Source organism: Pseudomonas sp. TE24901, assembly GCF_054058375.1.
Map to the genome: position 1 here is coordinate 92999 of NZ_JBSSAF010000001.1, position 21516 is coordinate 114514.

18 protein-coding genes are annotated in these 21516 nt (G+C 62.1%); 11 read left to right on the forward strand and 7 right to left on the reverse strand.

Features of this window, described 5'->3' with window-relative positions:
- Nucleotides 1-27 precede the first annotated feature (27 nt).
- The 5 genes from bioD to bioB form a co-directional block, all read right to left on the reverse strand.
- A complete protein-coding gene (gene bioD, locus ACVWVP_RS00420; protein WP_176996638.1) occupies nucleotides 28-708 on the reverse strand; it encodes a dethiobiotin synthase in 681 nt (226 codons plus the stop codon).
- Entirely contained in the window at nucleotides 705-1517 is an 813-nt protein-coding gene (gene bioC, locus ACVWVP_RS00425; RefSeq protein WP_457404143.1) for a malonyl-ACP O-methyltransferase BioC, read from the reverse strand. The genes bioD and bioC overlap by 4 nt, the downstream gene beginning before the upstream one ends.
- Complete coding sequence (locus ACVWVP_RS00430) at nucleotides 1510-2241, reverse strand: alpha/beta fold hydrolase (protein ID WP_178920216.1); 732 nt, start codon at nucleotides 2239-2241, stop codon at nucleotides 1510-1512. The genes bioC and ACVWVP_RS00430 overlap by 8 nt, the downstream gene beginning before the upstream one ends.
- Nucleotides 2234-3415: an 8-amino-7-oxononanoate synthase gene (bioF, locus tag ACVWVP_RS00435; protein WP_178920215.1), complete on the reverse strand. Its 1182-nt coding sequence runs from the start codon at nucleotides 3413-3415 to the stop codon at nucleotides 2234-2236. Before bioF ends, ACVWVP_RS00430 begins: the two co-directional genes overlap by 8 nt.
- 158 nt (nucleotides 3416-3573) lie before the next feature.
- The gene (gene bioB / locus ACVWVP_RS00440; protein ID WP_016974158.1) at nucleotides 3574-4629 is read right to left on the reverse strand and encodes a biotin synthase BioB; all 1056 of its coding nucleotides are present in this window, start codon (nucleotides 4627-4629) and stop codon (nucleotides 3574-3576) included.
- A 92-nt stretch (nucleotides 4630-4721) separates the two neighbouring features.
- Here bioB and ACVWVP_RS00445 point away from each other — a divergent pair, with 92 nt between their 5' ends.
- The 5 genes from ACVWVP_RS00445 (at nucleotide 4722) to rarD (ending at nucleotide 10487) form a co-directional block, all read left to right on the forward strand.
- On the forward strand, nucleotides 4722-5459 hold the full coding sequence (locus ACVWVP_RS00445) for a ComF family protein (protein WP_457404146.1): 738 nt from the start codon (nucleotides 4722-4724) through the stop codon (nucleotides 5457-5459).
- Between the two features lie 57 nt (nucleotides 5460-5516).
- A complete protein-coding gene (locus ACVWVP_RS00450) occupies nucleotides 5517-6281 on the forward strand; it encodes a TOBE domain-containing protein (protein ID WP_457404148.1) in 765 nt (254 codons plus the stop codon).
- Nucleotides 6282-6361: 80 nt separating this feature from the next.
- The gene (locus tag ACVWVP_RS00455) at nucleotides 6362-8260 is read left to right on the forward strand and encodes a PhoX family protein (RefSeq protein WP_178920212.1); all 1899 of its coding nucleotides are present in this window, start codon (nucleotides 6362-6364) and stop codon (nucleotides 8258-8260) included.
- A 171-nt stretch (nucleotides 8261-8431) separates the two neighbouring features.
- Entirely contained in the window at nucleotides 8432-9406 is a 975-nt protein-coding gene (locus ACVWVP_RS00460) for a serine/threonine protein kinase (protein ID WP_178920211.1), read from the forward strand.
- A 196-nt stretch (nucleotides 9407-9602) separates the two neighbouring features.
- A complete protein-coding gene (gene rarD / locus ACVWVP_RS00465; protein WP_176996646.1) occupies nucleotides 9603-10487 on the forward strand; it encodes an EamA family transporter RarD in 885 nt (294 codons plus the stop codon).
- A gap of 223 nt (nucleotides 10488-10710) precedes the next feature.
- Here the strand turns inward: rarD and ACVWVP_RS00470 are convergent, their stop codons facing one another.
- The gene (locus tag ACVWVP_RS00470) at nucleotides 10711-11223 is read right to left on the reverse strand and encodes a glycine cleavage system protein R (RefSeq protein WP_178920210.1); all 513 of its coding nucleotides are present in this window, start codon (nucleotides 11221-11223) and stop codon (nucleotides 10711-10713) included.
- A 459-nt stretch (nucleotides 11224-11682) separates the two neighbouring features.
- Here ACVWVP_RS00470 and ACVWVP_RS00475 point away from each other — a divergent pair, with 459 nt between their 5' ends.
- A complete protein-coding gene (locus ACVWVP_RS00475) occupies nucleotides 11683-13860 on the forward strand; it encodes a malate synthase G (RefSeq protein WP_457404150.1) in 2178 nt (725 codons plus the stop codon).
- Between the two features lie 63 nt (nucleotides 13861-13923).
- On the opposite strand, the gene ACVWVP_RS00480 is transcribed toward ACVWVP_RS00475, so the two are convergent.
- Nucleotides 13924-14370 (reverse strand): response regulator, encoded by a 447-nt coding sequence (locus ACVWVP_RS00480; protein WP_058426679.1) that lies wholly within the window; start codon nucleotides 14368-14370, stop codon nucleotides 13924-13926.
- Between the two features lie 247 nt (nucleotides 14371-14617).
- Between ACVWVP_RS00480 and ACVWVP_RS00485 the strand changes: the two genes are divergently transcribed.
- From ACVWVP_RS00485 to ACVWVP_RS00505, 5 genes are all read left to right on the forward strand, one after another.
- Nucleotides 14618-16540, forward strand: a complete 1923-nt coding sequence (locus ACVWVP_RS00485) for a putative nucleotidyltransferase substrate binding domain-containing protein (protein ID WP_178920208.1) — start codon at nucleotides 14618-14620, stop codon at nucleotides 16538-16540.
- Entirely contained in the window at nucleotides 16537-17244 is a 708-nt protein-coding gene (locus tag ACVWVP_RS00490) for a 3'-5' exonuclease (RefSeq protein WP_178920207.1), read from the forward strand. The genes ACVWVP_RS00485 and ACVWVP_RS00490 overlap by 4 nt, the downstream gene beginning before the upstream one ends.
- A 100-nt stretch (nucleotides 17245-17344) precedes the next feature.
- Nucleotides 17345-17863: an RNA polymerase sigma factor gene (locus tag ACVWVP_RS00495; RefSeq protein WP_178920206.1), complete on the forward strand. Its 519-nt coding sequence runs from the start codon at nucleotides 17345-17347 to the stop codon at nucleotides 17861-17863.
- Nucleotides 17860-18822 (forward strand): FecR domain-containing protein, encoded by a 963-nt coding sequence (locus ACVWVP_RS00500; RefSeq protein ID WP_457404152.1) that lies wholly within the window; start codon nucleotides 17860-17862, stop codon nucleotides 18820-18822. Before ACVWVP_RS00495 ends, ACVWVP_RS00500 begins: the two co-directional genes overlap by 4 nt.
- A 206-nt stretch (nucleotides 18823-19028) precedes the next feature.
- Nucleotides 19029-21461, forward strand: a complete 2433-nt coding sequence (locus ACVWVP_RS00505; RefSeq protein WP_178920204.1) for a TonB-dependent siderophore receptor — start codon at nucleotides 19029-19031, stop codon at nucleotides 21459-21461.
- The last annotated feature ends 55 nt before the right edge of the window (nucleotides 21462-21516 follow it).

Consider the following 21516-nt stretch of genomic DNA (forward strand, 5'->3'; position numbering starts at 1 on the left):
GGCATAATGCCTTCGCGATAGCCAAAATCAGTCAAGCAGGTCCAGTTCCAGGTATTCGGCCACCGCTTCAGCCCCGGCGTGCTTGAGTTTCGGCACACGCCCCAGGCACGGTGCCGGCAACCTTTCGGCGAGAGTGGCGAGGTTTTCTTCCAGACGAGAGGTCTTGGGGTCGATGATATTCGCCACCCAACCGGCCAGCGGCAAACCGTCCCGCGCAATGGCTTCAGCCGTGAGCAACGCATGGCTGATGCAGCCCAGGCGCACGCCCACCACCAGAATGACCGGCAGCTTGAGCGCCATGGCCAGGTCCGACAGGTTGCTCTGGTCGGCCAACGGCACACGCCAGCCGCCCGCGCCTTCGATCAGGGTGAAGTCCGCGTGTTTGGCGAGGATGTGCTGCATGGGCTTGAGTAACGATTGCACCGTGAGCGCCACGCCTGCTTCACGCGCCGCCAGGTGTGGCGCGATAGCCGGTTCGAACGCCACCGGGTTGACCTCGGCATAACTCAACGGCAACGAACACTCGGCCAGCAACGCCAACGCATCGGCGTTGCGCAAACCTTTAGGCGTGACCTGGCAACCCGACGCCACCGGCTTGCCGGCGGCGGTGCTTTTGCCCGCCAACCGCGCGGCATGAAGCAGGCCTGCGGCGACCGTGGTCTTGCCGACATCGGTGTCGGTGCCGGTGATGAAGTAAGCGGCGCTCATAGAGGTTTCTCCAGTACGGCGTACACCACTTGGTAAGTCGCCGGCAGGCCCTGGGCCTGGCGGAACTGCTCGTAAGCGTTGACCAGTGCAACAATCCGCGCGCGGCCCGTCAACCCTCCCGGGCGCCCCGGGTTGAGGTTATGGGCGCCCAGCGCTTTCAATTCATGGGTCAGGCTGCGCACGTCCGGGTAATGCAGGACATGGGGTTGACGCTCCAGGCTAACGACCCGCAGGCCGCTGGCGGCGCACACCTGTTGATACGCCTCGAAGGTACGGAAACGGTTGACGTGGACCAGGCCATCCACCGCGCGCCAGCTGTCACGCAACTCGCCCAGGGTGCCCACGCATAGGCTTGCAAAAGCCAGCACGCCACCCGGCTGCAGCACGCGATAGGCCTCACTGAGCACCGCCTCGAAGTTCGCACACCACTGCACTGCCAGGCTGGAGAAGATCAGCCCGCAGCTTTCATCCTGTAGTGGCAAGCGTTCGGCATCACCCGCGATAAAGTGCTCGGCACCGTCCAAAGGCCTGGCGTGGCTGAGCATGCCCTCGGCGATATCCAGCGCAACGCCTTGGCTGGCGGGCAAGCGCTCATTGAGCACACGGCTGAAATATCCCGTGCCACAGCCCATATCCAGCCAGCGTTGCGGCGAAATGTCGGCCGGCAAACGCGCCAACAACTCACCGCCCACCGTCCGCTGCAACTCGGCCACACTGTCGTAGCTGGCGGCCGCACGGGAGAACGACGCGGCAACCTGGCGCTTGTCGGGCAAAGCGCCGGGCAGTGAAGGGTGGGATAGATCAGTCATCGACGCACTCATGCAAAAAAGCCTGGATGGCCCCCGCTACACCGTGAGGGTCTTCCAGAAGAAAAGCGTGGCCGGCCTGTTCAATCAGGCCGATTTCGACATCGGGCAGCAGGGTCAGCAGGTCGCTGGCCGCTTCGGCCGGCACCAAGCCGTCCAGCCCAGCAAACAGATGCATCTGCGGGCCACGGTAGGCGAGCAGCGCTTCACGGGTATCCAGTTGCGCCAGCAATTCAAGGCCCGGCATCAGCACGCTGGAAGGCGAGTTCGGTGCGCCGCTGACCAGCAAGCGCGACAGCCCACGCGGATCCTCGGCGCCCTTGGCACACAACAGGCCGAAACGTTTGAGGGTGACCTGGGAATCGGCATGGCACCCGGCCAGGAAGGCATCGAACGTCTCGGCGGGCATCGCGTTCGGCCAGCCCTCGTGGGCGACAAAACACGGGTTGCTGGCCAGGGTCAGCAGGCCACAGCAGCGCTCGCCGCGCCGTGCGGCCAGCTCGGAGGCGAGCATGCCACCCAGGGACCAGCCGCCCAACCAGGCGTTGTCCGGCAGCGTGGCGTCGAGTTCGTCGAGCCATTCATCAAGGTCGCTGGAATCCAATACGGGCAGCGGCTCGATCTGCACCCGCAAGTGTTCGTCCAGGCCCTGCAAGGCGGCGGCCAGAGGCTCCAGCGGCGATACACCGAGGCCCCAGCCGGGCAGCAATATCAGTCGATCACGCATGGTCGGGCTCCGTGGCGCCTAACAAGCGGAAACACTCTTCCAATGCGCTTAACAATAGCTGCACCTGCGCCTCGGTGTGAGCCGCCGTCAACGTCACGCGCAAACGGGCGCTGCCAGCGGGTACGGTCGGTGGGCGGATGGCGGTCACCATCAAGCCACGCTCGCGCAGCATCTGCGACAGGCGCACGGCCTTGGCGCTGTCGCCGATCAGGATCGGCTGGATCGGCGTGAAGCTGTCCATCAAGTCCAGGCCAAGCTGCTCGGCCCCTTGGCGGAACTGGCGGATCAAGCCATTGAGGTGCTCGCGCCGCCAGTGTTCGGTCCGCAGCAGCTCAAGGCTTTTCAAGGTGGCGCAGGCCAGCGCTGGTGGCTGGCTGGTGGTGTAGATATACGGCCGGGCGAACTGGATGAGGCTTTCGATCAGCTCTTCACTGCCGGCCACAAACGCGCCTGCAGTTCCGAATGCCTTGCCCAGGGTGCCGACCAACACCGGCACATCTTCCTGGCTCAAGCCGAAGTGCTCGACGATCCCGCCGCCGGTGGCTCCCAATGGACCAAAACCGTGGGCATCATCCACCATCAACCAGGCGCCTTTTGCGCGCGCTTCGCGGGCCAGTGCGGGCAAGTCGGCCAGGTCGCCGTCCATGCTGAACACGCCATCGGTGACCACCAGCGTATTGCCGGTGGCCTTCTCCAGGCGCTTGATCAGGCTACCGACATCGTTGTGCAGGTAACGATTGAAACGCGCGCCGGAGAGCAAGCCGGCGTCCAGCAAGGAGGCGTGGTTCAGGCGGTCTTCGAGCACCGTATCGCCCTGCCCCACCAACGCCGTGACGGCGCCGAGGTTGGCCATGTAGCCCGTGGTAAACAGCAAAGCGCGGGGGCGGCCAGTGAGGTCAGCCAGGGCTTCTTCCAGTTCATGGTGCGGCGTAGCGTGCCCCACCACCAAGTGCGAAGCACCACCGCCCACACCCCAGCGGGACGCACCGGCACGCCAGGCTTCGATCACGTGCGGGTGATTGGCCAGGCCCAGGTAGTCGTTGTTGCAGAACGCCAGCAGCGACTGGCCGTCCACCACCACTTCCGGGCCTTGGGGGCTGTCGAGCAGCGGGCGTTGACGATAAAGGTGTTCGGAACGGCGGGCAGCGAGGCGCGCGGCGAGATCAAAAGACATGCTGGCCTCGATTAAGCAGACTGAACGCGGTTCAACTGTGGGAGCGGGCTTGCTCGCGAAGACGGTGTGTCAGCCAGCACATACATCAACTGAAAGACCGCTTTCGCGAGCAAGCCCGCTCCCACAGTTGGATCGCATTCCAAAGTGAGATCACGGGGTCAAACAACAGCGTTGTAGAACTGCTCGCTGCTCTTCTGCTCCACCAGCGCCTGCTCGATCGCGGCCTGGTGCACTTCGTCGGCATGCTCTTCACGGGCTTCCGGCAAAATCCCGAGGCGCGAGAACAGTTGCATGTCCTTGTCGGCCTGCGGGTTGGCGGTGGTCAGCAGCTTGTCGCCGTAGAAGATCGAGTTGGCGCCGGCGAAAAACGCCAGGGCCTGCATTTGCTCGTTCATCGCCTCGCGACCGGCCGACAGGCGCACGTGGGACTGCGGCATCAGGATGCGCGCCACGGCCAGCATGCGGATGAAATCAAACGGGTCGATGTCTTCGGCGTTTTCCAGAGGGGTACCGGCCACTTTCACCAGCATGTTGATCGGCACCGATTCCGGGTGCTCCGGCAAGTTCGCCAGCTGGATCAGCAGGTTGGCGCGGTCGTCGAGGGACTCGCCCATGCCGAGGATGCCGCCCGAGCAGATCTTCATCCCCGAATCACGCACGTAGGCCAGGGTTTGCAGGCGCTCGCTGTAGGTGCGGGTGGTGATGATGCTGCCGTAGAACTCCGGCGAGGTGTCCAGGTTGTGGTTGTAGTAGTCGAGGCCAGCCTGGGCCAGGGCTTCGGTCTGGTCCTGGTCGAGACGGCCGAGGGTCATGCAGGTTTCCAGGCCCATGGCCTTCACGCCTTTGACCATCTGCAGCACGTAGGGCATGTCTTTGGCCGACGGGTGTTTCCAGGCGGCGCCCATGCAGAAGCGGGTCGAACCGATGGCCTTGGCGCGAGCGGCCTCTTCGAGGACCTTCTGCACTTCCATCAGTTTTTCTTTTTCCAGGCCAGTGTTGTAGTGGCCCGACTGCGGACAATATTTGCAATCTTCCGGGCAGGCGCCGGTTTTGATCGACAACAGGGTCGACACCTGCACACGGTTGGCGTCGAAGTGCGCGCGGTGCACGGTCTGCGCCTGGAACAACAGGTCGTTGAACGGCTGCACGAACAGCGCTTTGACTTCGGCGAGGGACCAATCGTGACGCAGGGTGGCAGAGGTGCTGGCGCTCATGGGCGATTCCTTGATTATGCTTTGGCAAGCGCTGCGGGAAGGGCAATACCCACAGGCACGACACGGATGCTCGGCATATTTAAGGAAGATTCATGCACTGTCAACCAGACTACAAACACCAGGTTTACATCTGGTCAACAAACAACCAAATCTGTTTAATCTGCGATGAAAGCACAGAATCCGCCGATCCTGTGTGCAACGTCTGCGAAACAGAGCTGCCTTGGCTGATAGAGCAGTGCAGCGTGTGCGCCCTGCCGCTGCCGATGGATGGCCTGATCTGCGGCCAATGCCAGAAAAACCCGCCGGCCTTTAAACAGGTGATCGCACCCTGGACCTACAGCTTCCCGATCGACACCTTGATCAGCCGCTTCAAGCACCAGGCACGCTGGCCACTCGGGCACCTGCTGGGGCATTTGCTCGGCCGACACCTGAAACACCGTCTCGACAGTGGCGAGCTGGTGCGCCCCGATTGCCTGCTGCCCGTGCCCATGGCGAACAAGCGCCTGCGTGAACGCGGCTTCAACCAGGCCTGGATGCTGGCACGCTGGCTCAGCAGCGACCTGAATATCCCCCACGATGAACACCTGTTGTTACGCCCCCATGAAACCGTCGCCCAACAGGCCCTCGACGCCAAGACACGCAAGCGCAACCTGCTCGGCGCCTTCGCCCTGGCGCCTGATGCCCGAGTACAGGGGCGCCACTTTGCCTTGGTGGACGATGTGCTCACCACAGGTGCCACCGCCCACAGCCTGGCCCGGTTGCTGATGAGCGCGGGCGCACGCGCGGTGGACGTCTACTGCCTGGCCCGCACGCCAAAACCAGGCCCGTGACTTGACTCCTCAGCCCGGCGCCTGCAACGTCCGCCCATCTCACCACAGCGAATCCCCATGTCTCTGCCCACCTCCCTCAGCCAACACATCATTCGCCGCCCCCAGCGCATCGCCCTGCTGGCGCACATCGCCGAACAAGGCTCGATCACCCGCGCCGCCAAAAGCGCCGGCTTGAGCTACAAGGCCGCATGGGACGCCATCGATGAGCTGAACAACCTGGCGCAGAAACCGTTGGTGGAGCGTAGCGTCGGTGGCAAAGGCGGCGGCGGTGCCAAGCTGACGGCCGAAGGTGAGCGCGTGTTGCGCCTGTACCAACGCCTGCAAGTGTTGCAGGCCGAAATACTGGGCTCAGATGAAGATGCCAGCGACTTCAACCTGCTGGGCCGGTTGATGCTGCGCACCAGTGCGCGCAACCAGTTGCATGGCCAGGTGATCACCATCGACAGCCATGGCCGCAATGACCTGATCCGCCTGCAATTGGCGGGCGACCTGAGTCTGGATGCCCAGATCACCCATGACAGCACGCACCGGCTGGAACTGGAGCCGGGTGTGGAAGTGGTCGCCTTGATCAAGGCCGGCTGGCTGGAACTGCTCGCCCCCGGGCAACCTGCAACACCTGGACACAATTGCATGAGCGGTATTATCGAGACGATTCTCGACGCCGAGGACGGCCCCAGCGAGGTGCGCATCACCCTGCCCAACGGCCAGGTTTTATGCGCCCTGGCGCAGCCTGCCGCGCTCACGGCACTCGGTGCGGCAGAAGGCCAGCCGATCCAGGTGCAATTCGCTCCCAGCCATGTGTTGCTCGGCACGCCGGTGTAGCCGGCCGCCCGACTTCAAACCGCAACAATTTCGTCACAAGCGCTCCTTAAGGTGTCTGCAAAAACCGCAGGGAGCCTGAAATGAGCCTATTAGAAGAAAACCAAGCCACCGACCTGGAACAGATGGTCGGCCTCACCCGCCGCCGCTTTATCGGCGCCGGCGCCCTGTGCGGGGCCGCGATGTTCCTGGGGGGCAACCTGCTGACTCGCAGCGCCATGGCCGTGAATGCCGCCACCGCCAGCCCGCTGCTGGGCTTTACCAGCATCGGCGCCGCCACCAGCGACGCGATCACCTTGCCGCCCGGCTATAGCGCCTCGGTGCTGATCAGTTGGGGCCAACCCTTGAGCAAGGGCGCCCCGGCCTTCGACCCGTCCGGTAATGGCACGGCAGCGGCCCAGGAGCAGCAATTCGGCGACAACAACGACGGCATGAGCCTGTTCGCCTTCCCGGGCGACGACAATCGCGCGCTCATGGCCATCAACAATGAATACACCAATTACCGCTACCTCTATGCCCACGGCGGCGCGCCGCAATCGGCCGAAGACGTGCGCAAAGCCTTGGCCAGCGAAGGCGTGTCGGTGATCGAAGTGCGGCGCAAGGGCGACACCTGGCAGTTCGTCCAGGACTCGCGCTACAACCGCCGCATCCACGGCAACTCGCCGATCCGCCTCAGCGGCCCGGCCGCCGGCCACGACTGGCTCAAGACCGCTGCCGACAAGTCCGGCAAGAAAGCCCTGGGCACCTTCCAGAACTGCGCCAACGGCAAGACCCCGTGGGGCACTTACCTGACGTGCGAAGAGAACTTCACCGACTGCTTTGGCAGCAGCAACCCACAACAGGCGTTCGATGCCGGGCAAAAACGCTACGGCGTGGTTGCCGCCAGCAAAGACATCAACTGGCACCCGCACGATCCGCGCTTTGACCTGGCCAAGAACCCCAACGAACTCAACCGCCATGGCTGGGTGGTGGAAATCGACCCGTTCGACCCCAAATCCACACCGGTCAAGCGCACCGCCCTGGGCCGCTTCAAGCATGAAAACGCCGCGCTGGCCGAAACCCGCGACGGCCGCGCCGTGGTGTACATGGGCGACGACGAACGCGGCGAGTTCATCTACAAGTTCATCAGCCGCGACAAGATCAACCACAAGAACCCCAAGGCCAACAAAGACCTGCTCGACCACGGCACCTTGTACGTGGCGATCTTCGACGCCGGCGACGGCAACGCCGACCACCCCAAGGGCAAGGGCCAATGGGTGGAGCTGACGCACGGCAAAAACGGCATTGATGCCAGCACCGGTTTTGCCAGCCAGGCCGAGGTGTTGATCCACGCGCGCCTGGCCGCCAGCGTGGTGAAAGCCACACGCATGGACCGCCCGGAATGGATCGTGGTGAGCCCCAAGGATGGCCAGGTCTATTGCACCCTGACCAACAACGCCAAGCGCGGCGAGGAAGGCCAGCCGGTGGGCGGCCCCAACCCACGGGAGAAAAACGTCTACGGCCAGATCCTGCGCTGGAAGGCCGACGCCGATAACCACGGTGCGACGACATTCACCTGGGACCTGTTTGTAGTGGCGGGCAACCCGGGCGTGCACGCCGGTACGCCGAAGGGCGGCTCGTCCAACATCAACCCGCAGAACATGTTCAACAGCCCCGATGGCCTGGGGTTCGACAAAGCCGGCCGCTTGTGGATCCTGACGGACGGCGACTACAGCAACGCGGGCGATTTCGCCGGCATGGGCAACAACCAGATGTTGTGTGCCGACCCGAGCACCGGTGAAATCCGCCGTTTCATGGTAGGACCAGTGGCCTGTGAGGTGACGGGCATCAGCTTCTCGCCGGATCAGAAAACCTTGTTCGTGGGCATCCAGCATCCGGGTGAGACCGGCGGTTCGACCTGGCCGGAGCATTTGCCGAATGGCAAGCCGCGCTCGTCGGTGATGGCGATTCGACGGGATGACGGCGGGATCGTCGGCGCCTGATAGGGCCTCATCGCAGGCAAGCCAGCTCCCACATTCGACCGTATTCCAAAGGTGGAACTCGGTCGAATGTGGGAGCTGGCTTGCCTGCGAAGGCGTCCGCACAGCCACCACCTATCGATGCTGTTACCATACCCGGCCGGACGCGGCGCCCTGCTGCGCGCAGGAGTTCGCATGGCCCACCCGTTTGAAACACTCACCCCCGACCTGGTACTCGACGCTGTCGAAAGCATCGGCTTTCTCAGCGACGCGCGCGTTCTGGCGCTCAACAGCTACGAAAACCGCGTCTACCAGGTGGGCATCGAAGATTCCGAACCGCTGATCGCCAAGTTCTACCGGCCTCAGCGCTGGACCAACGAAGCGATCCTGGAAGAACACCGCTTCACCTTCGAACTGGCTGAATGCGAAGTACCGGTGGTCGCGCCACTGATCCACAACGGCGAAAGCCTGTTCGAACACGCGGGTTTCCGCTTCACCCTGTTCCCCCGCCGTGGTGGCCGCGCGCCGGAGCCAGGCAATCTCGACCAGTTGTATCGCCTTGGGCAATTGCTCGGGCGCCTGCATGCGGTGGGCTCCACCCGTCCATTCGAACACCGCGAAGCGCTGGGTGTTAAGAACTTCGGCCAGGACTCCCTGACCACCCTGCTGGAAGGCAACTTCATTCCCAAGAGCCTGCTGCCGGCCTACGAGTCCGTGGCCCGCGACCTGCTCAAGCGCGTGGAAGAGGTGTACAAGGCCACGCCGCACAAGAACATCCGCATGCACGGCGACTGCCACCCCGGCAACATGATGTGCCGTGACGAGATGTTCCACATCGTCGACCTCGACGACTGCCGCATGGGCCCGGCGGTGCAGGACCTGTGGATGATGCTCGCCGGCGACCGCCAGGAATGCCTGGGGCAGTTGTCGGAATTGATGGACGGTTACCAGGAGTTCCACGATTTCGACCCGCGTGAACTGGCCCTGATCGAGCCCCTGCGCGCGCTGCGTCTGATGCATTACAGCGCCTGGCTGGCACGGCGCTGGGATGACCCGGCGTTCCCCCACAGCTTCCCGTGGTTTGGCAGCGAACGCTATTGGGGCGATCAGGTGCTGGCCTTGCGCGAGCAACTGGCGGCCCTCAACGAAGAGCCCCTCAAACTCTTCTGACTCACACTCGACCTGTAGGAGCCGGCTTGCCGGCGATAGCATCCTCAAGATCACCGCCGCCCTCACTGGCGTATCGCCGGCAAGCCGGCTCCTACAGGGGATGTGGGAACAGGGTCGGGGCCATTTTTCAGCACACATTGCCTGACAAATATCCTTACAATCGCGCTTTGTTAGCTGCCTAAGCAAGGATTCTGCAATGCAACCCGCCAACCCCCGCAAGGGGTACATCCTGGGCCTGAGCGCCTACGTCATTTGGGGCCTGTTCCCGATCTACTTCAAAGCCATCGCCAGTGTGCCTGCCGCCGAGATCATCGTGCACCGCGTGCTGTGGTCGGCGTTGTTCGGTGGTTTGTTGCTGTTGGTATGGAAACACCCAGGCTGGTTGCGCGAACTGCTCGACAACCCCAAGCGCTTGGCCATCCTGGCGCTCAGTGGGTCATTGATTGCGGGCAACTGGCTGACCTATGTGTGGTCGGTGAACAGCGGGCGCATGCTGGAAGCGAGCCTGGGTTACTACATCAACCCTTTGGTGAATGTGCTGCTTGGCATGCTGCTGCTTGGCGAGCGCCTGCGCCGTCTGCAATGGGTTGCCGTCGGGCTGGCCGCGGTGGGCGTGGCGCAACAGGTGTGGCAGGTGGGCAGCCTGCCTTGGGTGTCACTGGTGCTGGCGCTGACGTTCGGGTTCTACGGGCTGATCCGCAAACAGGCACCGGTCAAGGCGCTGCCGGGGCTGGTGGTGGAAACCTGGATGCTGGTGCCGATCGCCGTGGCCTGGCTGCTGTTCAACCCGACCGCACACAGTGCACAACTGGCGTTCTGGAGCACCTCCGAAGCCTGGTGGCTAGTGGCCGCAGGCCCGGTGACGCTGATCCCGCTGGTGTGTTTCAACGCCGCCGCACGGCATTTGCCCTACACCGCCCTGGGCTTTTTGCAGTACGTCGCACCGACGTTGGTACTGCTGGAGGCCGTGCTGCTGTTTGGCGAACACCTGGCGTCGAGCACGTTGATTGCCTTCGCCTTTATCTGGGCCGGCCTGGTGGTCTACAGCCTGGACGCGTGGCTGACTGTGCGCAAACGCTGATCAAATAACGTACAAACCTCTGCAAGCCACAGCGGGCGTGGCTTGCAGGCATCCACCCCAAGGTTATCCACAGCCTGATCCCCGCCATTTGTGCACAAGCCCTTGAAACTGCTCGTTTTTTGCTCAGCGGGCGAAGAAGCCCGGCCGGCATGGGCTGGCGCCGGGTCTCTACAGGTTATCCACAGGCCCATGCAAGATTTCCATGCATAACCTTGTGGATGGATTATTCCTCGTTGTGCAACTCCACCATCAAATCATCCGCCAGGGTTTCCAGGGACACCTGCAAGTCATCCAGGGATAACGTCGCCGGCACCTGCAACAGTGCCTCGGCGGTAAACAGCGGGTCGCCACTCATGGGCGCCGGGCGCACGTCGGTGCTCAGGCTTTCCAGGTTCACGCCCTGCTTGCTCAACAGCGCAGTGATCTCACGCACGATGCCCGAACGGTCATTGCCCACCAGCGTCATCATGATCGACTTGGAGGCCGACGCCTGCCCGCTGCTGCCCTCGCCCACCAGCACACGGATGCCATGGGTGGACAAGTCTTCCAGCGCGCCCACCAATGCCTGACGGTTCTCCGTGGGAACGCTGACCCGCAAGATCCCGGCAAACTGCCCGGCCATATGGGCCATGCGGCTTTCCAGCCAATTGCCACCCTGGGCCGCAATGTTTTGCGCAATGCGTTCAACCAGCCCGGGTTTGTCGGCGGCGATAATTGTGAGTACAAGATGGTCCATGGCGAAATTCCTCAGGGGCATTGTTGTTCTATAGGCGCCGGCTTGCCGACGATAGCGGCCCGATGATCGCCGCAAGGCCCAAGGGCCTTATCCCTACAAAGTGGACGCACAGGTCCATGAAAACAAATCGTGTACCATTTTTATATTTATCTGGAACAATCCAGTAGTTTTTTGAGAACATCCCGTTCCCCACTGTGACCGAATGTCACAGGTGGGTCGCTAAACGACGTATTTGGTCTGATTTTCACAACCGCAAGTCATCATGTAGTATGCCCAATCGCGCACTACATAACGTTAGGTCGATGTCTGCCAAGGCACCAACGCATCGCGATAACCCGCCAGCCCAGCCGCCTGAACGGCATGTACTGGGGGATCGGGTTCGTGGTTTAAATGGCCAGAGGCTTCATTGGTAAATTGAAAAGCTGAAAAGCGCATAAGCTCCGAAGAGTGAGGCAAGAGATGACTGAACACGTTCAAGTCGGTGGCCTGCAGGTCGCCAAAGTCCTGTTCGACTTCGTGAACAACGAAGCCATTCCCGGTACCGGCATCACCGCCGAGCAGTTCTGGGCCGGCGCCGACAAGGTCATCCACGACCTGGCACCGAAGAACAAAGCCCTACTCGCCAAACGCGACGATTTCCAAGCGCGGATCGATACCTGGCACCAAACCCACGCCGGCCAGGCCCACGACCCGGTGGCCTACAAGGCCTTCCTGCAAGACATCGGATACCTGCTGCCAGAAGCCGCAGACTTCCAGGCCACGACCCAAAACGTCGATGACGAAATCGCCCGCATGGCCGGCCCACAGCTGGTCGTACCGGTGATGAATGCCCGTTTCGCCCTCAACGCCTCCAATGCGCGCTGGGGCTCGTTGTATGACGCGCTGTATGGCACCGACGCCATCAGCGAAGCCAATGGTGCCGAAAAGGGCCAGGGCTACAACAAAGTGCGTGGCGACAAGGTGATCGCCTTTGCCCGCGCCTTCCTCGACGAAGCCGCGCCGCTCACTGCTGGCAGCCACGTCGACTCCAACGGCTACAAGATCGTTGATGGCAAGCTGATCGTCAGCCTCAAGGGCGGCAGCAACAGCGGCCTGCGTGACGATGCGCAGCTGATCGGTTTCCAGGGCCCTGCGGCGGAGCCGATTGCGATCCTGCTGAAACACAACGGCCTGCACTTCGAAATCCAGATCGACGCCAGCACCCCGGTCGGCCAGACCGACGCCGCCGGCGTCAAAGACGTGCTGATGGAAGCCGCGCTGACCACCATCATGGACTGCGAAGACTCCGTGGCCGCCGTCGATGCCGACGACAAAGTGGTGATCTACCGCAACTGGCTCGGCCTGATGAAGGGTGACCTGGCCGAAGAAGTGGCCAAGGGCGGCAAGACCTTCACCCGCACCATGAACCCTGACCGCGTCTACACCGGCGTGAATGGCCAGGACGTGACCTTGCATGGCCGTTCGCTGTTGTTCGTGCGCAACGTTGGCCATTTGATGACCATCGACGTGATCCTCGACAAAGACGGCAACGAAGTGCCGGAAGGCATTCTCGACGGCCTGGTCACCAGCCTGGCGGCGATTCACAGCCTCAACGGCACCAGCAGCCGCAAGAACAGCCGCACCGGTTCGGTGTACATCGTGAAGCCGAAGATGCACGGCCCGGAAGAAGCCGCGTTCACCAACGAGCTGTTCGGCCGCATCGAAGACGTCCTGAACCTGCCACGCAACACACTGAAAGTCGGGATCATGGACGAGGAGCGCCGTACCACGGTCAACCTCAAGGCCTGCATCAAGGCGGCCAGCGAGCGCGTGGTGTTCATCAACACCGGCTTCCTCGACCGCACCGGCGACGAAATCCACACCTCCATGGAAGCGGGCGCGATGGTGCGCAAAGCCGCCATGAAGGCCGAAAAGTGGATCGGCGCCTACGAAAACTGGAACGTCGACATCGGCCTGAGCACCGGCCTGCAAGGTCGCGCACAGATCGGTAAAGGCATGTGGGCCATGCCCGACCTGATGGCGGCGATGCTCGAACAGAAAATCGCCCACCCATTGGCCGGCGCCAACACGGCTTGGGTACCGTCGCCTACCGCGGCAGCACTGCACGCGCTGCACTACCACAAGGTTGATGTGTTTGCCCGCCAGGCCGAGTTGGCCAAGCGCGAGCGCGCCTCGGTGGACGACATCCTGACCATTCCTCTGGCCACCAACACCGATTGGTCTGACGAAGAAATCCGCAACGAGCTGGACAACAACGCCCAGGGCATCCTGGGTTACGTGGTGCGCTGGATCGACCAGGGAGTTGGCTGCTCGAAGGTGCCGGACATCAACGACGTGGGCCTGATGGAAGACCGCGCCACCCTGCGCATCTCCAGCCAGCACATCGCCAACTGGCTGCGCCACGGTATCGTCAACGAAGCCCAGGTGCTGGAAAGCCTCAAGCGCATGGCGCCGGTGGTGGACCGTCAGAATGCCGGGGATAAGCTGTACCGCCCGCTGGCACCGGACTTCGACAGCAACATCGCGTTCCAGGCAGCGGTGGAGTTGGTGATTGAAGGCACCAAGCAACCCAACGGCTACACCGAGCCGGTGTTGCACCGTCGGCGTCGGGAGTTCAAGGCCAAAAACGGCCTGTAAATGAAAAAAGCCCCGGTCGAAAGATCGGGGCTTTTTCTTTGGGACCGCATCTTCACCAAAAAATCAGGACGCCATTCCCAATTCCCGCTTCACCATCTTCGCCAACTTCACGCTATCGATCGGCTTCAGCAAGAAGTCCACCACGCTCAAATGCATCGCATCGATCACATCCGGCGCTTCGGCGTCACCCGACATGATGATGATCGGCAACGCCGCCCGTGTGGATTCGCGCACTTGTCGGATCAGTTCCAAGCCATTGCTGGGTGCCATGCGCAGGTCAGTAATGAGCAAACCAATGGAGCTGCTGGACTTCAGCAAGTCCCACGCCGCCTCGCCGCTGTCGGCGGTCATGCAGCGAATGCCGTCCAGCCCCAGGATTTCCGCCAGCAATTCACGCGCGTCCTTGTCGTCGTCGACAATCAACACCCGTTGCGGCGGTAAATCAGGCTCCAGCATCACGGCGCTCAGCGCCTCGCGCTCGGCATCACTCAAAATATCGTGGTCGGACATACGGTTCTCAGCAGTTCTCATCAATCTCCCAGCACACTCGTCAGACATCTGCGGAAGGGCGATCAATGTGCACTTCGTCGGAAAGTTTGCCTAGTGGGCGTTCTACGGGTTTTGGACGATAGTCATGTAAGGTTTTTCCCTAGTCGTGAGTGGTTTTACCAGTACCTAGACTTACGTCCAATGGGCACCCGCTGCGCAGGAGTTGACCATGCCTGACGATAACGACAAAAAAACTGCGGTCACTGTTATGAGTAAAGCTGATGCTTTCACGCAGGCGGGGAAAACCGCCGTGTTGCAGAACATCCACGGCACCCTGCAATTCCTGCAACGCTTCCCACCGTTCAACCAGATGGAACACGCGCACCTGGCGTTCCTGGTAGAACAGTGCCAATTACGCTTCTACGGCCCCGGAGACAGCATCCTCAAGCCCTCGGGCGGGCCTGTGGAACACTTCTATATCGTCAAGCAGGGCCGCGTCGTGGGCGAGCGGCCGGATTCCACCGAAACCACCTTCGAAATCACCACCGGCGAGTGCTTCCCGCTGGCTGCCTTGCTGGGTGAACGAGCGACCCGCACCGAGCACAAGGCCGCCGAAGACACCTTCTGCCTGCAACTGAACAAGCCGGCGTTCATCAAGCTGTTCGCGCTTTCCAGCCCGTTTCGTGACTTTGCCCTGCGCGGCGTCAGCAGCCTGCTCGACCAGGTCAACCAGCAGGTCCAGCAGAAAGCCGTGGAGACCCTCGGCACCCAATACTCACTGAACACGCGCCTGGGCGAATTGGCCATGCGCCACCCGGTCACCTGCAGCCCGAATACGCCGCTGCGCGAGGCGGTGACGCTGATGCATGAGCAACAGGTGGGCAGCATCGTGATCGTCGATGAACACAAGACGCCCCTGGGCATCTTTACCCTGCGCGACCTGCGCCAGGTGGTGGCCGATGGCACCAGCGACTTCAATCAGGTCATAGAAGGTCATATGACCCAAGCGCCCTTCTTTTTAACACCGGACCACAGCGCCTTCGACGCCGCGATCGCCATGACCGAGCGGCATATCGCCCACGTGTGCCTGGTCAAGGACCAGCGCTTGTGCGGCGTGGTGTCCGAGCGCGACCTGTTTTCCCTGCAACGCGTCGACCTGGTGCACCTGGCCCGCACCATCCGCAATGCGCCCCGGGTGGAGAACCTGGTGGCGATTCGCGGTGAGATCGGGCAGTTGGTCGAGCGCATGCTGGCCCACGGCGCGTCATCAACCCAGATCACCCACATCATTACGCTGCTCAACGATCACACCGTGTGCCGGGTGATCGAGTTGACCCTCGCCGAAAAAGGCGACCCCGGCGTGCCGTTCAGTTGGTTGTGTTTCGGCAGCGAAGGCCGTCGTGAGCAGACGCTGTTCACCGACCAGGACAACGGCATTCTGTTCGACGCCAAGGACGCGGCCGAGGCGGCGGCGATCCGTGGGCGACTGTTGCCACTGGCCCAGCAGATCAACCAGAGCCTGGCGCTGTGCGGGTTCAGCCTGTGCAAGGGCAACATCATGGCCGGCAACCCCGAGCTGTGCCTGTCGCGGGCAGAATGGGCGCGGCGTTTTGCGGCATTCATTCGCGAGGCCACGCCGGAGAACCTGCTGGGCTCGAGCATTTATTTCGACCTGCGGGTGGTGTGGGGCGATGAGCGCGGCTGCGAGCAACTGCGCCAGGGCATTCTTGATCAAGTGGCGGACAACCGGTTGTTCCAGCGCATGCTGGCCGAGAACGCCCTGCGCCATCGCCCGCCCGTGGGGCGCTTCCGTGAGTTTGTACTGACGCGCAAAGGCGGTGAGAAAGCCACCCTGGACCTCAAGGTGCAAGGCCTCACACCCTTTGTCGACGGTGCGCGCCTGCTGGCCCTGGCCAACGGCATTCCCGCCAACAACACGCTGGAACGCCTGCGCCAGCTGGTGGCCAAGGAAGTGATCGAGCCCCTGGACGGCGCAGCGTACGAAGAGGCGTATCACTTCATCCAGCAAACCCGCATGCAGCAGCATCAGTTGCAGACCCGTGAGAACCAGCCGTATTCCAACCGCGTCGACCCCGACAGCCTCAACCACCTGGACCGGCGCATCCTGCGTGAATCCCTGCGCCAGGCCCAACGCCTGCAAGCCAGCCTGACCTTGCGGTATCAACTGTGAGGCTGTTCAACTGGTTGCGCCCGAAAAAACCCGGGCTCGATGCAACGCAACAACAGCGCCTGGCCCAACTGCCTGCGGCCGGCGCATTGGGCGACGGCGCACTGCACAGCCAACGTTGGGTCGTGGTGGACCTGGAAACCAGCGGGCTGAACCTCAACCGAGACCAGGTGCTGTCCATCGGCGCGGTAGTGATCGAAGACGGCGCCGTGGACTTCTCGCAGATGTTCGAACGCACCCTGCAACGGGCCGAGACCAAACTCAGCCCCAGCGTACTGATCCATGGCCTGGGGCCCAGCGCCATCGCCGCCGGCAGCGACCCGGTGGAGGCGCTGCTGGATTTCATGGCGTTTGTCGGTGATAGCCCATTGCTTGCGTTTCATGCGCCGTTCGATCAACACATGCTCTGCAGGGCACTCAAGGACAGCCTGGGTTACCGCCTGGCGCACCCGTTTCTCGACGTGGCCGACCTCGCCCCGCTGCTGTGCCCTGATGCGAACATCCGTGAAGCCGGGCTCGACGATTGGACCCGGCACTTCAAGCTGCACGTAGGCGAACGCCATCACGCCAGTGCCGATGCCTTGGCCACGGCTGAGCTGATGCTGATCCTGTTCAGCCGCGCACGCCAACAGCACATCGACACACCGCAGGCGTTGCAAGAGCGTTTGAGTCAATGGAAACGGCGCAAGCAAGCGCCATCGTTTTAATAGCATTGCCCGACAGACGCCAATTGCGCCCATCCGACGCCTCTGACACAATCGCGAATAATTCTCGTTAGTTTAAACCTTTTGTTTATTCGGTGATGCCTTGTCGTCGGTCCAGAACCCACACAGTGAGCTTGTTGGCGCGTTGTATCGCGACCATCGTGGCTGGCTGTTGGCCTGGCTGCGGCGCAACGTGGCCTGCCCGAGTCGCGCCGAAGACCTGAGCCAGGACACCTTCATGCGCCTGCTGGGCCGTGACGAGTTGCGCGCACCCCGCGAGCCACGGGCGTTCCTGGTGGCAATCGCCAAAGGGCTACTGTTCGACTACTTCCGCCGCGCGGCCCTCGAACAGGCCTACCTCACCGAATTGATGCTGATCCCGGAAAGCGAACACCCTTCGCCCGAAGAACAGCAACTGATCCTCGAAGACCTCAAGGCCATCGACCGCCTGCTCGGCAAGCTGTCGAGCAAGGCTCGCGCCGCCTTCCTCTACAACCGCCTCGACGGCCTGGGCCATGCAGAAATCGCCCAGCGCCTCGGCGTCTCCGTTCCCCGCGTGCGCCAGTACCTGGCCCAGGGCATTCGCCAGTGCTACATCGCGCTGTATGGCGAGCCGCTGTGACAAGCTCCCGGCCGGTTTCGGCCCGTGTGCTGGACGCCGCGATTGCCTGGCAACTGTCCCTCGACTCGGGGGACGGCAGTGCGGTGGAGCGTGAAGAATTCGCCAAATGGCTGGCCAGCGATGAAGAACACGCCCGCGCCTGGCGCCAACTGGGCATGCTCGACCAGCGTTTCAGCGTGGCCTCAGGCCCGGCGCGGGCGGCACTGTTGCAGTCGCGCGAAGGCATTCGCCAGCGGGTGCGCAAGCTGGGCAGCGGCCTGGCCAGTGTTGCGCTGGTGATCGGCCTGGCGTTGTTTGCCGGTGAGCGCTATGTGCCAATCCACTATTGGATGGCTGATCAACGCACTGCGACAGGCGAGCAACGCACGCTGAAACTGGCGGACGGTACGCTGATCAACCTCAACACCCACAGCGCCATTGACGTGCGTTTTGATGAAAAGCGCCGGCTGATCGTATTGCAGGAAGGCGAGATTCTGGTCGAGACCGGCCACAACGACGCCCGCCCCTTCTATGTGCAAACCCGCGACGGCAACCTGCGCGCTCTGGGAACACGGTTTATCGTCAAGCGCGAAGACGACGCCACGCGCCTGAGCGTGCTGCAATCGGCCGTGGCCGCGCAGCCCGAGGCGTTGCACCAGGAACAGATCTTCAAGGAAGGCCAGCAAGTGCTGATGCGCAGCGACGGCCTGGGCCCTGCGCTGGCCGTCACCCCCGCCACCGACGCCTGGACCCGCGGCATGCTGGTGGTGGACAACGCGCGCCTGGGCGATGTGGTTGACGAACTGAGCCGCTACCGCACCGGGTACCTGGGTGTGGATAAGAACGTGGCGGACCTGCGGATTACCGGCAGCTTCCCGCTGCATGACACCACCCTGGCACTCAATGCCCTGCTGCCCACCTTGCCGGTGCAGATCGAGCAGCACACGCCGTGGTGGGTGACGGTCAGGGCCAAGCCTTAGGTTCGGCGGTGCCAGGGCTATTGCTATCGCAGGCAAGCCAGCTCCCACATTTTGACCGTGTGAACCCAATCAAATGTGGGAGCTGGCTTGCCTGCGAAGAGGCCCTCAAGGCCCTCCAAAAAAATATTTTCACCCCGCCCTATCACTTTTCAATTCTCGTTCGGCACCTAGGCAATTGAGAAATATTTCCATTCAGGAGCCGCCCTATGTCCCGCACGCTAGACACCTTGTTGCGCCCCAGCCTGTTAGCCGTGGCCATTGCCTTGAGCACCCCGCTGGCCAGTACTGCACTGATGGCAGCCGAACAAGCCTCGAACGTGCGCGCCTACAACCTGCCGGCGGCGCCGCTGGCCACCACGTTGAACCAGATCGCCAGCCAGGCCGGCCTGGCGCTGACCCTCAACCCGGCGCTGGCCTCGGGCAAGACCTCGGCACCGGTCAAAGGCCAGTTCGACCCACAGGGCGCGCTGCGTGAAGCCCTGCGTGGCACCGGTTTGCAGCTGGAGCAAAGCAGTGCCGGCACCTTCACCCTGGTTGCGATCCCCGACGGTGTGGTGGCCCTGCCGGAAACCAGCATCACCGGGCAAGATGCCAATTACGAAAGCGCCTGGGGCCCGGTGCAGGGCTACCTGGCGACCCGTACCGCCGCTGGCACCAAGACCGACACGGCGCTGGTCGAAGCACCGCGCTCGATTTCCGTCGCCACCCGCCAGCAGATGCAGGACCGCAACGTCCAGAACCTGGATGACGCCGTCAAATACATGCCCGGTATCGTGTCCGCCAGCTACGGCAGCGACACCCGTTACGACTGGATGCGTGTGCGCGGCTTCGAACCCACTCAGTTCCTCGACGGCCTGCCGCTGCCACGCGGTGTGTACGCCAACCCGAAAGCGGAAACCTGGAACCTCGACCGCCTCGCCCTGCTGCGCGGACCGGCGTCTTCGATTTACGGCCAGACCCCACCCGGTGGCCTGCTGGACATGGTCAGCCGCCGTCCCAGCGCCGAGTCGAGCAATGCCGTGCAGGTGCAATACGGCAGCGACAACTACCGTCAGATCAACTTCGCCAGCACCGGCAAGATCGATGACGAAGGCCAGTTCCTCTATGGTCTCAGCGGCGTGGTACGGGATGCCGGCACCCAGGTCGATCACATCGACAACAAGCGCTACAACATCGCGCCGAGCCTGACCTGGAACATCGACCCGGATACGAAGCTGACCTTCCTGTCGCAGTTCACTCGCGACGATACCGGTGCTACTAGCCAGTTCCTGCCTATCGTGGGCACCAAAATTCATTCGCCATTGGGCGAAGTGTCACACCACAAGAACCTCGGCGACCCAGACTACGAGTTCTACGACCGTACCTACTACGCACTGGGGTATGCGTTCGAACATCGCTTCAATGACACTTGGCAGTTCAAACAGAACCTGCGCTACACAAAGTCGGAGTTGTCTTTCCAACAACTGACCGTGGGTGCCTATGCCTATGCCCCCGTAGATGCCGCAGGCAATATGGATCGTCTCTCAACCAATGTTGACGAGAACATCGGACAGTTCGCTGTAGATAACAATTTCCAGGCCGACTTCGCCACTGGCGACATCACCCACACCCTCCTACTGGGCCTTGATCACCAGCGTACCGACACCTCTTACTTGTCGATTTACGGAGGCGCCGGACGCGTCAATATCTTCAACCCGATCAACAGCACGCCAGTAGTACGTCCTTTGCGCTCCGATGCGTTTTACGACTATAACCAGAAGACTGTGCAGACTGGCCTCTACGCGCAAGACCAGATGGCCCTGGACAAATGGCGCCTGACCCTCGGTGGCCGTGAAGACTGGGTGCACCAGGGCACCACGTACTTCAATAAAAAAGACGCCACCAATACCGACCGCAGCAAAAACTTCAGCGGCAACGCGGCGATCAGCTACGTATTCGATTCCGGCTTCGTGCCGTACCTGTCCTATGCCGAGTCGTTTCAACCTGCGAGCAACGCCAGCGTCGACCCGTTGACGTCCTACAAGCCCACCGAAGGCAAACAATGGGAACTAGGGATCAAGTATCAGCCACCCGGCTCCAACACACTGCTGAGCGCAGCGGTCTACGACCTGACCCAGAAAAACGTGTTGGTGACCCGAATTGGTTCGGGTAGCCAGTCAATCACTGATCAAGCAGGCGAAGTGAAGGTCAAAGGCTTGGAGCTGGAAGCGGTATCCGACGTCACCGAAAACCTCAAGGTCATTGCCTCCTACACCTTGTCTAAGTCCGAAGTTCAAACAGGCATCTACAAAGGTAATCGCCTGCAACTGATACCTAACCAGCAGGCGTCGTTGTGGACAGACTACACCTGGCACAACGGCGTGCTCGACGGCTTCGGCATCGGCTTCGGTGCGCGCTACACCGGTAACACCTATGGCGATCAGGCCAACACCTGGCTGGGCAAGTCCGATGCCTACACCGTATTCGACGGAGCCGTTCACTACGACCTCGGTCGTCTCGATAACAGCCTCAAAGGTGCATCGGTGAAGTTGAATGCCACGAACCTGTTCAACAAGGACTACATTTCCACCTGCGACGCGTCTTACTGCTACTTCGGCGACCAACGCAGTGTCGTCGCCAGCGCCACCTACCAGTGGTAATCGGCTGAGTTCATCACCAGGCCGCCCCAATGGGCGGCTTTGGTGTGTCTGAAGG